This is a genomic window from Rhizobium sp. CG4 (assembly GCF_023701965.1).
Taxonomy (GTDB): Bacteria; Pseudomonadota; Alphaproteobacteria; order Rhizobiales; family Rhizobiaceae; genus Agrobacterium.
The window spans coordinates 408,965-421,746 of sequence record NZ_JABAEG010000004.1; the positions used below are offsets into that span (position 1 = coordinate 408,965).

The 12,782-nt window shown below is 54.7% G+C and carries 13 protein-coding genes; 11 read left to right on the top strand and 2 right to left on the bottom strand.

Annotation, left to right across the window (positions count from 1 at the left end; all coding sequences use genetic code 11):
* Window positions 1–12 precede the first annotated feature (12 nt).
* The gene (gene dinB / locus HGO37_RS15160) at window positions 13–1,101 is read left to right on the top strand and encodes a DNA polymerase IV (RefSeq protein WP_250984036.1); all 1,089 of its coding nucleotides are present in this window, start codon (window positions 13–15) and stop codon (window positions 1,099–1,101) included.
* Between the two features lie 40 nt (window positions 1,102–1,141).
* Window positions 1,142–1,360: a DUF6500 family protein gene (locus HGO37_RS15165; protein ID WP_250984037.1), complete on the top strand. Its 219-nt coding sequence runs from the start codon at window positions 1,142–1,144 to the stop codon at window positions 1,358–1,360.
* Window positions 1,361–1,459: 99 nt separating this feature from the next.
* Here HGO37_RS15165 and HGO37_RS15170 read toward each other — a convergent pair whose 3' ends face one another.
* Both HGO37_RS15170 and HGO37_RS15175 read right to left on the bottom strand, forming a co-directional pair.
* Window positions 1,460–1,933, bottom strand: coding sequence for a hypothetical protein (locus tag HGO37_RS15170; RefSeq protein WP_250984038.1), 474 nt, complete (start codon window positions 1,931–1,933; stop codon window positions 1,460–1,462).
* A gap of 234 nt (window positions 1,934–2,167) precedes the next feature.
* Window positions 2,168–2,923 carry a FadR/GntR family transcriptional regulator gene (locus tag HGO37_RS15175; protein WP_275642611.1) on the bottom strand — a complete coding sequence of 252 codons (756 nt, stop codon included), beginning with the start codon at window positions 2,921–2,923 and terminating at the stop codon, window positions 2,168–2,170.
* A gap of 453 nt (window positions 2,924–3,376) precedes the next feature.
* On the opposite strand from HGO37_RS15175, the gene HGO37_RS15180 reads away from it, so the two are divergent.
* The 9 genes from HGO37_RS15180 (at window position 3,377) to HGO37_RS15220 (ending at window position 12,777) form a co-directional block, all read left to right on the top strand.
* Entirely contained in the window at window positions 3,377–4,525 is a 1,149-nt protein-coding gene (locus tag HGO37_RS15180) for a mandelate racemase family protein (RefSeq protein WP_250984039.1), read from the top strand.
* 47 nt (window positions 4,526–4,572) lie between these two features.
* Window positions 4,573–6,177 (top strand): ABC transporter substrate-binding protein, encoded by a 1,605-nt coding sequence (locus tag HGO37_RS15185; protein ID WP_250984040.1) that lies wholly within the window; start codon window positions 4,573–4,575, stop codon window positions 6,175–6,177.
* 84 nt (window positions 6,178–6,261) lie between these two features.
* The gene (locus HGO37_RS15190; protein ID WP_250984041.1) at window positions 6,262–7,293 is read left to right on the top strand and encodes an ABC transporter permease; all 1,032 of its coding nucleotides are present in this window, start codon (window positions 6,262–6,264) and stop codon (window positions 7,291–7,293) included.
* A gap of 83 nt (window positions 7,294–7,376) precedes the next feature.
* Complete coding sequence (locus HGO37_RS15195) at window positions 7,377–8,213, top strand: ABC transporter permease (protein ID WP_250984096.1); 837 nt, start codon at window positions 7,377–7,379, stop codon at window positions 8,211–8,213.
* Entirely contained in the window at window positions 8,188–9,069 is an 882-nt protein-coding gene (locus tag HGO37_RS15200) for an ABC transporter ATP-binding protein (protein ID WP_250984097.1), read from the top strand. The genes HGO37_RS15195 and HGO37_RS15200 overlap by 26 nt, the downstream gene beginning before the upstream one ends.
* Window positions 9,066–9,860, top strand: a complete 795-nt coding sequence (locus tag HGO37_RS15205; RefSeq protein ID WP_352230575.1) for an ABC transporter ATP-binding protein — start codon at window positions 9,066–9,068, stop codon at window positions 9,858–9,860. The genes HGO37_RS15200 and HGO37_RS15205 overlap by 4 nt, the downstream gene beginning before the upstream one ends.
* Window positions 9,857–10,921 carry an Ldh family oxidoreductase gene (locus tag HGO37_RS15210; RefSeq protein WP_250984043.1) on the top strand — a complete coding sequence of 355 codons (1,065 nt, stop codon included), beginning with the start codon at window positions 9,857–9,859 and terminating at the stop codon, window positions 10,919–10,921. The genes HGO37_RS15205 and HGO37_RS15210 overlap by 4 nt, the downstream gene beginning before the upstream one ends.
* A 36-nt stretch (window positions 10,922–10,957) precedes the next feature.
* Window positions 10,958–11,788: an NAD-dependent epimerase/dehydratase family protein gene (locus HGO37_RS15215; RefSeq protein WP_250984044.1), complete on the top strand. Its 831-nt coding sequence runs from the start codon at window positions 10,958–10,960 to the stop codon at window positions 11,786–11,788.
* Entirely contained in the window at window positions 11,785–12,777 is a 993-nt protein-coding gene (locus HGO37_RS15220; protein ID WP_250984045.1) for a lactonase family protein, read from the top strand. Before HGO37_RS15215 ends, HGO37_RS15220 begins: the two co-directional genes overlap by 4 nt.
* Window positions 12,778–12,782 lie beyond the last annotated feature (5 nt).

Genomic DNA, 12,782 nt, shown 5'->3' on the forward strand with positions numbered 1-12,782 from the left:
CGGTGACCAGCCATGCCTGACGAGAGCCCCCGTCCGATCCGCAAGATCATTCACGTGGACATGGATGCTTTCTACGCTTCAGTGGAACAGCGCGACAATCCCGAGCTAAGGGGCAAACCCGTTGCCGTTGGTGGAGCCGCAGCACGTGGGGTCGTGGCTGCGGCAAGTTACGAGGCAAGAGAATTTGGCGTTCGCTCGGCTATGCCTTCAGTCACCGCAGCGCGCAAATGCCCCCAGCTGATTTTTGTGAAACCGCGGTTTGAGATTTACCGCGCAGTATCCCGGCAAATTCGCGAGATTTTTGCGGAATATACACCACTCATCGAGCCTTTGTCGCTTGATGAAGCCTATCTCGACGTGACGGAAAACCTGAGAGATATGCCGGTTGCGACTGAGATTGCCCTGGAAATCAGGGGAAAAATCAAGGCAGTGACCGGGCTTAACGCCTCTGCCGGCATTTCCTACAACAAGTTTCTTGCCAAGATGGCCTCTGATCTCAACAAGCCGAACGGACAAGCAGTCATTACGCCAAAAAATGGTGCGGCTTTTGTCGAGGGATTGGCCGTCAAGAAGTTTCACGGCGTCGGCCCTGCAACCGCAGAAAAGATGCACCTGCTTGGCATTGAAACGGGGGCCGATCTCAAAGCGAAATCGCTGGAATTTCTGGCCCAGCACTTTGGCAAGTCGGGACCATATTTTTACGGCATTTCGCGTGGCATTGATAACCGTCAGGTACAACCCGATCGTGAGCGCAAATCGGTCGGCGCCGAAGATACCTTTATTGAAGATATCGTAGAGCTTGATCTGGCAAAGGCTGAACTGGTGCCGCTTGTCGCGAAAATCTGGCGTCATTGCGAGGCAAACGGATATTCCGGAAAAACGGTGACGGTTAAGGTCAAATATTCTGATTTTCAGCAGATCACACGCAGCCGGACAGTTTCGCATTTTTTCGGTGGTGAAGCCGAGCTGGTCGAAAACGCCGCCCAATTGCTCGCCAGCGCATTTCCATTTCGCAAACCCGTGAGGTTACTTGGTGTCACAATCTCCAATCTGGGAGAAACATCTGCGGCCTACGAGCATCAACTGGATCTGGCGATCTGATACGTCGACAATAAAATCTCTCAAGCATTCAGGCATAGCAATGCGCGCAAGTCTCAGAACAAAAGCCATCGCCATTTGTGACGACAAGATCGCAAAGAACGGCGATGCCGTCGGCATTTCTTTCTACGCCTTTTTTGCCAACAAAAATGATGACCCGAACCCGCTGATGGAAGCCGCCGAGTGGTGGATCAAGACCCATAGGCTCAATCATTTTGAAAAGGCGCTGAAGGTTCGCGAGATGGTAAAATCTGGCCAGTAAAACCGTGTGATTTGCATTCAGCAGCGTAACAGAAACGAACGACAGATCGCCCCGCCTACCGGGTGGTCGTTCGCATCACATCAAAGCATAAAACATCGATTAGGGACGAATGTTGTCCTTGTTCGCAATGACCGAAGCGGGATCGCACTGCAGCCGTAGCTGTTCATTGTTTTTTGTATCGTTGCTGAATGCGTCTATCGACTTGTAAACGCGGATTTCGGCATCACGGACAGGCCCGTCATCGTTCTTATCTTCAGTGACAAAAAACGAATAGACGTAGTTCTTGTTGGCGAGACCGACCCCCATGGTCAGGTCGCTGGGATGACCAGCAATCGTATCTTTGGTGGAGAAATAATAACCGTCCGCTTCAAAATAAAGCTCTGCCGGCTTCGTTCCCACAACATAGGTATAGTAGTGGCTTTTGAGGCTCTTGTGGCTTTCCTGATCTGCAATTTCGCAAAACTCTGCCCTGGCCTCTGAACCTTTGATGTTACAGGCAAACAGCGTCTGCCAAGGAGGCATACAGTTGGCGCTGGCGGTCCAGGGAAAGAGGGCAACAAAAATCGTCAGCAAACTGCGTCTCATATGCGGTCCTGTAAACTCGGCCCGGAACGCAGGCCTACGAAAAATACCAGCGCGCCCCGAGATGGAATCGCGATAGCTCACCATAGGGGAACTCTACTCTGAGGAGTATCAAAACTTGAGTTCCACCAGAATACCGGGGGCGACATACAATGCGCCGTGACAACTTCGGTCGGCCTGCGCCGCTGTAACAACAACCAAATGCCATGTACACACGGCAGACGTTTATCCCGATTTGGTCGTGATGTCGCTGTTTTGCCGTTGCAACAAACGGTAACGAGCCTGACTTCCATTTAGGTGCGCACGCATTGCTTCACGCGCTGCATATTCGTCGCCAGCCGAAATGGCATCGACAATCCGGCCATGCTCCTCGTGCAATTGCGCTAGATATTCAGTTTCGCCGGCTTCGCTTCTTTTGTTCAGGATAATTCTCGGCACCAAGGCTTCGCCGATCAGTGTCATGAAGGCCACAAATTTTGGAGAATTGGCCGCCTTCGCCACAGCAAGATGCAGCGCATATTCCGCCTCAGCGGTTGGTAGACCGGCCTGTATCTGCCTCATATGGGCGTGATGACATTCGATAATATGTTCTTCCTGTTGCGGCGAACGTCTCAAGGCAGCAAGGGCAGCCGCTTCCGATTCAACCGCAACACGGATTTCAAGCATCTCCAGTACGGAGGAAATCCGGTTTTGGTCCATGTCCTGAAGGCGTGGCGTTGCCGGATCAATCGGGCTGGAGGTCAGGATAAACACCCCTGCCCCCTGCCTGGCCTCAACAAGCCCGTCAGCACGAAGAGAGGCGATTGCTTCTCGCACGACTGTGCGACTAACCCCATGTGCTTCCGTCAGTTGGGTTTCACTCGGCAACTTGTCCCCGGCGCGAAACATGCCATCCCGAATTTGCTGACGCAGTTCACCGCTTAAGTGGAAGGCAAGCGTCCCACCTTTTTTCCGACCGTGTGTCTGGCGCTCAAGCCCCAAAGAATGTCCTCTCCGTTAGGAACCGTGTTGAACAACCTTTGCCAACATTCACTTGTATGTCAAGTGTTCGAAATTTTTATCCAGGACACAATAACCAATCTCATAACACGCGAAATTTACACGAGCTTCGCGCAGCATATTGATAACTTGTATGATGTGTAAGTTCGATATTTCTGAAACTATTTTTAACTTACCTCGCACGAAAACCATCATAAACATCTGATATAGATAAATTAAAATCGAACTTCATATCTCGCATCTATAGAAAAGCATATCCAACGTAATACTTACGGTTGAAAAATAGACAAATTTATATAACACGTACTTTTTTTACGATAAGTCATCACACAACTATTGACGCCCATTCTCTTTTGCGAATAAAAACATCCCGTCATCTCACTGACGCGCCCTGAAGGAAGAGGGCGCATGAGGCGATGACTGAGGAGGCATTTCATGAAGATCACCGACGTCATTGTGACGAAGTTTGTGCACAAGACCCGCAAGCATCAGGACAGCCACGGGCACTCCCATCCCGGGCCAGAAAAGGATGCCACGCAGGCAATGCTTACCGTCCGGGCAGACGACGGGTCCGAAGGTTACGCGTTTCAAAGCCCGGACGCCCTGCGTCCAGGTATCGTCGATAAATTTTTCCGCCCCATGCTTATCGGCGAAGATCCGATGGCCCGCGAACGTCTCTGGCAGCGGATCGAACATCAGCAGCGGGGGTCGGGTGGACATCTGGCCGACCGGTCCATCGGCGCCGTCGATCAGGCTCTGTGGGATCTGGCCGGACGTGCCTTGGGCCTGCCAATGCACCGGTTGATTGGAACCTACCGCAACAAGATCCTGGCCTATGGTTCCATCATGTGTGGAGATGAGTTGGAAGGCGGCCTGTCGACGCCGGAAGACTATGGCCGTTTCGCCAAGACTCTGGTCGCGCGCGGTTACAAAGCCATCAAGCTTCATACCTGGATGCCGCCGGCAAAGGGTGCGCCTAACGTAAAGCTCGATATCGCAGCCTGTGCTGCAGTGCGTGATGCCGTTGGCCCCGATATCGCTTTGATGCTGGATGGATATCACTGGTACAGCCGTAGCAACGCGTTAAAAATTGGCAAGGCGTTGGAAGAATTGGACTTCCTGTGGTTTGAGGAACCCATGGATGAAACCAGCATGTCATCCTATCGCTGGCTGTCACAAAACCTGTCAATCCCGGTTATCGGACCGGAATCCGCGCCGGGGAAACATCACACCAGAGCCGAATGGATCCGCAATGATGCAAGCGACATCATGCGGTGTGGCGTGCTGAATGCGGGTGGCATCACGCCAATGATCAAGGTTGCGCATCTTGCGGAATCCCACGGGCTGGATTGCGAGCTTCACGGAAACGGCGCTGCCAATCTGTCGCTCTGCATGACCGTGCCGAACTGCACATATTACGAACGTGGACTGCTGCACCCGTTCCTCGATTATGAGGTTCCTGCCCTTTATCTCAACACCATCTGCGACCCGATGGATGAAGAGGGCTATGTGCATGCCCCTGACATTCCGGGGATCGGTGACGATATCAACTTCGACTACATCCGGGATCATCAGATCCCCTGAAATACATAATCCATCTGCAACTATGCCTTTGAGGAGGAAGGTATTCGATGCGTATAGGAACATTTCTCAAATCCGCCAGCCTTATCGCGTTTCTCGCATGCGCAGGCATGCCCGCTCTGGCAGAAACGCCACCGGACCAGCTGATCGTTGGCGTTAGTCTGGTCAACATGTTGTCGCTCGACCCCTCCGCAATGAGCGGCCGGGAATCGGCAGAGGTCAACAGCAACATCTATGACAGCCTGCTCGAGACAGATCCGGTTGAAAAAGGTGTGTTTCACCCACGCCTTGCGTCCACTTGGGAGGTGAACGACGCCCGCGACACGATCACCTTTAAATTGCGTGACGACGTCAAATTCCACTCCGGCAATCCCCTGACGGCCAAAGACTTCGTGTGGTCGGTGACCAGAGCTTTTGCGCTTGGCATCGGTGGCTCCAACATTCGTGTATTCGGCTATAACGAGAAGAACATTGCGGAAATGATAACCGCGCCTGACGACCATACGGTCGTTGTCCGATTGCCTAAAGCAAGCGATCCGGACCTGATCCTCGGTGTCATCGCAGGCTCTGGTATCGGCATGGTCATCGACAGCAAACTTGCCATGGAACATGAGAAGAATGGTGACTTTGGCCAAGCATGGCTGACAACCAACAGCGCAGGCTCGGGTTCGTTCAAACTGGTGCGCTGGCAGGCCAATGACACCGTCGTGCTGCAGCGGGTAGACGACCATTGGTCCGGGCCCGCGAAGATGCGCCGCATCATCTACCGCCATATGCCAGAAAGCCAGTCACAGCGTCTGGCGCTGCAGCGCGATGATATCGACATTGCGATGGGCATGTCTGTCGCCGACGTCAAAGCATTGCAGACCGATGAAAAGCTGGCCACCGCTGAAGTACCAAGTGGTAACGTCTATTATCTCGCCGTCAGCATGAAGGACGAGAAATTTAAGGATCAGCGGGTTCGCCTGGCATTACGCCATCTGATCGATTACGAGGGCATCAACGAAACAATCCTGCCCTTCTACGGCAAATTGCATCAGCGTCCGCTGTCTCCCGGCCTGCCCGGTAGTTTGCCTGATCCGGGCTACAAGCTCGACCCGGCATTCGCCAAGGAGCAGCTTGCCGCCGCAGGTTATCCCAACGGCTTCAAGACAACGATCCGGGTTCTGGCAGACTCGCCTTTTGTAAATGTGGCAACTGCCATTCAGGCGTCACTCGCACAAGGCGGCATCACAGCCGAGATCATCACGGGCAATGGCGACCAGACATACGGGGCCATGCGTGATCGCAAGTTTGAAATGGTTGTTGGCCGCGGCGGTGATCGCAACGGCTCACATCCATACACCAGCCTGCTGTCGCTTGTTTACAACCCTGACAACACCGACGAAGCCAAGCTCTATACGCTTCAGGCATGGCGAACCTCTTTCCAATCCAAGGAGATCAACGAGTTGCTGGACGCAGCGCTGATCGAACCGGACGCGGAAAAACAGCGCGCGAGCTATGAAAAGATCCAGACGCTCTATGAGGAGCTGGTACCATCTATCCAGGTCATCTCTCAGAGCTACGACACGGTTGTCTATCAGGCAGATCTGAAGAATTACATCGCCCATCCCTACCAGACGACGCGATACCGCAACCTCGAAAAGGACCGCTAGATATTTCTTGGGGTCATCTGATCGCAATCACCCAGAAGACCGGCGGAACAAGGACGTTCCGCCGGACAAACTCGGGAAATTTCCATGTTTCGTAAATTGCTTCCAAGGCGTGCGGACGGTATCGTCCAGCTGCTTTCCTCAGTCATCGTCACGCTTTTTCTGCTGGTGACACTGACTTTCTTTCTCGGCCAGGTCATGCCGGTCGATATCGTGTCACGACTGGTTGGTCCGGATGCGGATTCCCAGACCTATGAGGCGATGACCAGACGTCTGGGACTGGACCAACCCATCTGGGAACAGTTCCGCCTTTATATAGGCCGTATTATCACTGGGGACTTTGGTACCGCCCTACTGACCGGGAACCAAGTCCGCGACGATATCCTCAGGGTGTTCCCTGCGACGATTGAACTTGGCAGCCTGGCGCTGCTGATCGGTGCTGGTATCGGCATTCCCCTTGGCGTTCTTGCTGCCGTCAAGCGCAATACACTGGTTGATCACTTCATTCGTGTCATCACGCTCCTTGGCCATTCGGTGCCGATTTTCTGGTTGGGCATGGTCGGGTTGTTGATCTTTTATGCCTGGCTTGGCGTGGTCGGCGGATCGGGTCGTGTCGCCAGCTATTATGATGATCTTGTTCAACCGGTCACCGGCATTATCCTGATTGATTCCGCTGTTGCTGGTGAATGGGACGTGTTCTGGAGCGCAATAAGGCACATCATCCTTCCCGCATCGATCCTTGGATATGCCTCCATGGCATCTTTATGCCGGCTCACCCGCAGCTTCATGCTCGATCAGTTGGGGCAGGAATACATCATCACCGCGCAGGTAAAAGGCCTTTCGCCTTCACGGGTTGTCTGGGGCCATGCCTTCCGCAACATCCGAGTGCAGCTTCTGACTGTTGTGGCACTGGCCTATGGATCGATGCTCGAAGGTGCATTGCTGATCGAAACGATCTTTGCTTGGCCAGGCTTTGGCCAGTACCTGACCAACAACCTGTTACTGGGCGATATGAACGCCATTATGGTCTGTGTTTTGCTGGTCGGCGTGATCTTTATCACTCTGAATATGTTCACCGATTTTCTCTACAAGATATTTGATCCGAGGACGACGCGATGAGCGATATCATCCCTCTCAAAGGTACCACGTCGCCGGAACGGCCTTTTCTTCTGCGTGACGCAAGGTCCCCTCGCGAAGCGCTGATGCAGCGTTTGGCCTTGGGCTGTCTGGAATTGCTTGGAAACCGGCTTGCGCTCATCGGTCTAGTCATCATCGCGCTGCTGGTCTTTATGGCAATATTTGCGCCGCTGATTGCCACCCACGATCCAACCATCCAAAATCTTCGCACCGCTCTGCAGCCACCATCCCTGGCAAACTGGTTCGGGACGGATGAATACGGTCGCGATATCTGGAGCCGTATCGTCTATGGTTCGCGCGTCACCCTCTACATTGTGGCACTGGTGACCATCACTGTTGCCCCGATCGGCCTGATCGTTGGCGCTGTCTCCGGTTACTTCGGTGGCATCGTTGATCTGGTTGTGATGCGTATAACGGACCTGTTTCTCGCATTTCCCAGCCTGATCCTGACACTGGCCTTCGTAGCAGTGCTCGGACCGGGTCTGGAACAGGCCGTGTTGGCTATTGCCCTTACAGGCTGGCCCAGCATCGCTCGCCTCGCACGCGCAGAAACCATGACTGTGCGGGATGCCGACTACATAGCGGCCATGAGGCTTCAAGGCGCCAGTGACCTGCGCATCATATTCGGCTCTATTCTGCCGATGTGCCTGCCATCTGTCATCGTGCGCCAGACACTTGCAATGGCATCTGTGATCCTGACTGCAGCCGGCCTCGGTTTTCTCGGCCTCGGCGCCCAGCCTCCGGCCCCTGAGTGGGGCGCCATGACCTCAACCGGTCGGCAATATATGCTCGACAGCTGGTGGGTCATCACCTTCCCCGGACTTGCGATCATGATCGTCAGTCTCGCTTTCAACCTTTTTGGAGATGGCCTGCGTGATGTCCTCGATCCCAAACGTAAATGATGATGCCGAACCTCTGATCGAAGTTAAAGATCTTTGGGTGAAGTTCCGGCTACGGGCTGGTGACATGACCGCCGTGCGCGGCCTGTCCTTCACACTTGGACGCGAAAAACTTGCGATTGTCGGTGAGAGCGGCTCGGGAAAGTCAACAGTTGGTCGCGCCCTGCTGGGACTGTTGTCACCAAACGCAGTTGTCGAAGCCAAGGCACTACGTTTCCGTGGCACAGATATTCTCAGCGCAAGCCCGCGCGAAATGCGCCAAATCCGCGGCGCACGCATCTCAATGATCCTGCAAGATCCGAAGTTCTCGCTCAACCCGGTCATCACCGTCGGTGAGCAGATCGCGGAGGCCTATCGCGCGCATCACAAGGTCGGCCGTCATGTGGCCAAAAAAAATGCCCTTGAGATGCTCGAAGCGGTGCAAATTCGTTCACCCGAACGGGTCTATGGCCTCTACCCGCATCAGGTGTCCGGGGGCATGGGTCAACGCATCATGATTGCCATGATGTTGATTTCGGATCCTGACGTGATTATCGCCGATGAACCGACGTCGGCGCTTGATGTGACTGTCAGGCTACAAATTCTGGCCATTCTTGATGATCTCGTGCGCAAGCGCGGCATGGGCCTGATTTTCATCAGCCATGACCTCAACCTCGTGCGATCGTTCTGCGACCGGGTTGTCATCATGTATGGCGGCCAGGTCATGGAAACCATTGCTGCCAAGGACCTCGACAAAGTCCAACATCCATACAGCCGAGGCCTGCTGGATTCCCTGCCGTCACTGGAAACACGTCGACCGGCTTTGCCTGTCTTGCGCCGTGATCCGGCATGGCTTGCGCAAAAGGAGCAACATCCATGATCAGGGTTGAAGAACTGAACCTTTCCTTCGGCGCGGGGCATGACGACCATCAGGTACTGTTCGACGTGAATTTTGATGTGCCGAAGGGTGAGATATTCGGACTGGTGGGCGAAAGCGGTTCGGGAAAATCGACTGTCCTGCGGTGCATTGCAGGTCTTTACACACACTGGACCGGAAAGATCGATGTGAACGGACATCCGATCGGCGGAAAAATCCAGAAGAGCCATTATCGGCAAATTCAGATGGTGTTTCAGGATCCCTATGGCTCCCTGCACCCGCGGCACACGATTGACAGCACTCTTTCTTCCCCACTGAAGATACACGGCATTGGTGATATCAACCGGCGTGTTAACACAATCCTTGAGCAAGTCGGCTTACCGCTTGCGGCGCGGTATCGTTATCCGCATCAACTATCTGGTGGTCAGAGGCAACGCGTTGCCATCGCCCGTGCTCTGATCCTTGAACCATCGGTGCTTCTTCTTGACGAACCGACTTCCGCCCTTGACGTATCAGTGCAGGCAGAAATCCTCAACCTGCTGTCGGATGTCCGCAAGGAACGTGGTCTGACCTACATCATGGTCAGCCATGACCTGTCGGTCATCGCCCATCTCTGCGACCGGCTTGCGGTGATGCAGGGCGGCCGGATCGAGGAAATTTTGCCCGTCAGCCAACTGATGTCAGGTGATGCGCAACAGGACTATACCCGCACCCTTTATGAGGCCAGTCGCAGTTACGACCGCGCCATGGCCGATGATCTGACCCGCGGGCGTGTGAGGACAAAGGCGACATGATGGAAAGAACCAGTCTTCATGACGCCGCAGGTTTGCGCGATTTTGCCACATCCGCATTGTGTGCTGCGGGCCTTGCCTCCAGCATGGCGCCAACGGTTGCGGAAGTGCTTGTTGAGGGTGACTTGATGGGGCACGACACGCACGGCTTGGCCCTGCTACCTGCCTATCTTTCAGCCTTGGAGAACGGCGGCATGGCCCGCTCGGGACAGCCCGAAGTCCTCAGGGATTGTCCTGCCGCCATGTTGTGGGACGGATGTTTTCTGCCCGGCCCATGGTTACTGACGGAAGGTTTCAGGCAGGGCGTTAAGCGCGCTCATGAAAACGGCACGTTCACGCTTGCCATTGCAAGAAGCCATCACACGGCAAGTCTTGTTGCCTATTTGCGACCAGTCGTTGAACAGGGCATGGTTGCAATGATCACCGTTTCGGACCCGACGGAAGCCTGTGTGTTGCCATTCGGTGGCACGGCCCCGCTGCTGTCGACCAATCCGCTCGCTTGGGGTTTCCCAGGCACCGAAGGTGCAATCCTGGTTGACGTCAGCACCTCAACGACCACCAATGGCATGGTCCGGCGTCTGTCGGAGCAAAACCGGCTTTTCCGCGACGAATTGCTGGCTGACAATGCTGGCCGCGCCAGTCGCGACCCCGCTGTGCGCTTGACCGATCCGCCGGGCTCAATCCTGCCGCTGGGCGGCATGGCCTCCGGTCACAAAGGCACAGGGCTTGGCATTGTGGTCGAGGCGTTAACCCACGGTCTTTCTGGCAACGGTCGTCACTCCGGTCCGCAAGGCTGGCAGGCCAATGTGTTCCTGCAGGTTTTTGACCCAGAGATTTTTGGCGGGCGCTCGGCATTTGAAACGGAACTTGGCCATCTCGCGCGCAATATCAGGGCCAACAAACCGGCTGATCCCGACAAGGCCGTAAGACTGCCCGGTGACAGGGCGCTGAACAACCGCGCCAGACACCTGTCGCAGGGTGTGCCGTTGATTGCGCCAATCTACCAGAAACTGGAAGAGTGGGCGGTGAAGTTGAAAATCGACATGCCCGTGTTGGTCTCATGACGACCTTGCGCAAACATCCCGGACGGATATGATAATATGCGGAAAATTCTACTGACCGGTGCTGCCGGCGTCATCGGAACTGACGTTGCACGTCTTTTGCCACATCATGGAGAGTTCTGGCGGTTGACCGACATCCGCCCGGCTAGTCCATCGGCAACATCCAGGTCTGGAAACGTTGAGTGGGTTCAGGCTGATTTGACCGACCCCGAACAGGCAAAACGGCTCTGTGACGGTGTCGACGCGGTCATACATCTGGCTGGTCAACCGCGTGAACGCGAATGGTCCGAGCTGCTCGGCCCAAACATTGTCACCTGCACAAATCTGTGGGAGGCAATGCGGCAACAGGGCGTCAAACGTGTCATCTTTGGCAGCTCAAATCATGCCAGTGGCATGTATCCTGCGACACAGACGCTAAGCGGGACGGAAGCTGCACGACCTGACTCGCGTTACGGCATCACAAAAGTCTTCGGTGAGGCATTGGGCAGCTGCTACGCCGACAAATTCAACATCAAGTGTTTTTCCATTCGTATCGGCACATACCGCGAAAAACCGTCCATTGAACGGGAACTGGCGACCTGGGTTTCGCCACGTGATCTCGCCTCACTGATCCGGGTCGGACTGCAGGCCGAATATCACAATGAAATCGTCTATGGTGTTTCCAACAATAGTCGAAGCTGGTGGCGTAACGACCGTGCTTATCAACTCGGCTATGCACCGCAAGACAATGCGGAGACATATGCACCAGAGGTTGCCATGACCACGCCTGATAAGAACGATGTCGCCACGGTGTTGCAGGGTGCCAATCATGCCGGACGGGATTTTACCGGCAATCTGGAGTGGCTCGCAAACCGACGGGTTGGAGAATGAGCCGACATCTGATTGCCATCTGCAATGCCCGATCTGCAAATATTCAGTTCCACGTACTGGATACGACTGACTGGTCGTTGATTGATCTGGAGGCCGTCGCTGTGCCCGGAGCAATCGGGCCGGGAGATGCAGCCCCCATGGCTGTTTCTCGTTCCGGCGATCGGTTCTGGCTAGCGTGGCGGGGTGACAGTCGTGCCATTCACAGTTTTGCAATTGACCGGAGCCGACCCGGTTCAGTGTTACTGGGCAGCTTCCCAATCGAACAGAATATTTGCCATCTGTCGCTTGCCGATGATGAAAAACATCTTCTCGCCGCCGGAGGAGAGGATGGCACGGTGTTTTCACTCGACGATGACGGGCGGGTCATGCGGTCAACAGATCGGGTTACGGCAGGCCCGATGGCGCACTGCCTCATGGTTTCAGACCATCTCGCATTAGCAACTTCCTGTCGAGGCGATCTGGTCAGGCGCTTTGACTTCGATCCCGAAAACGGCGCGCTGACGTTCCACGACCAGATATCCATGGAGAACAACTCCGGTCCACGCCATCTGGCCATCAGCGCGGATCGCTGTTTTGCCTATGTACTGCTGCAAGAGGGCGGCAAGGTTGTCACAATCTCGCTCGGAGCTAAGATGGAGATTGTTCATACCCTTGCCATCATCGACGACAATATCCCCGCCATGTCCGGCGAAATTGCGCTTTTTGACGAAGGCAGAAGCCTTTTGGTGACCGAGCGCAACACCAACCGGCTCATATGTCTGGATATTGACCCCGACACCAGACACCCTGCCCTTCGAAATGAAGTGACCACCCCCGATTATCCTCGCGCTTTTTTTGTCGACCCGCAGGACCAGTTTGTCACCACCCTTGGTTTTCGCGGTAATCGTGCGGCAATCCACAGCCTGACATCTGACAGCGGCATAGTTCGCCGACTGGATTTTGCAACCGGAAAGCGTCCCAGTTGGGTCATCTCCATTGCGTTGGATTGAAGCCA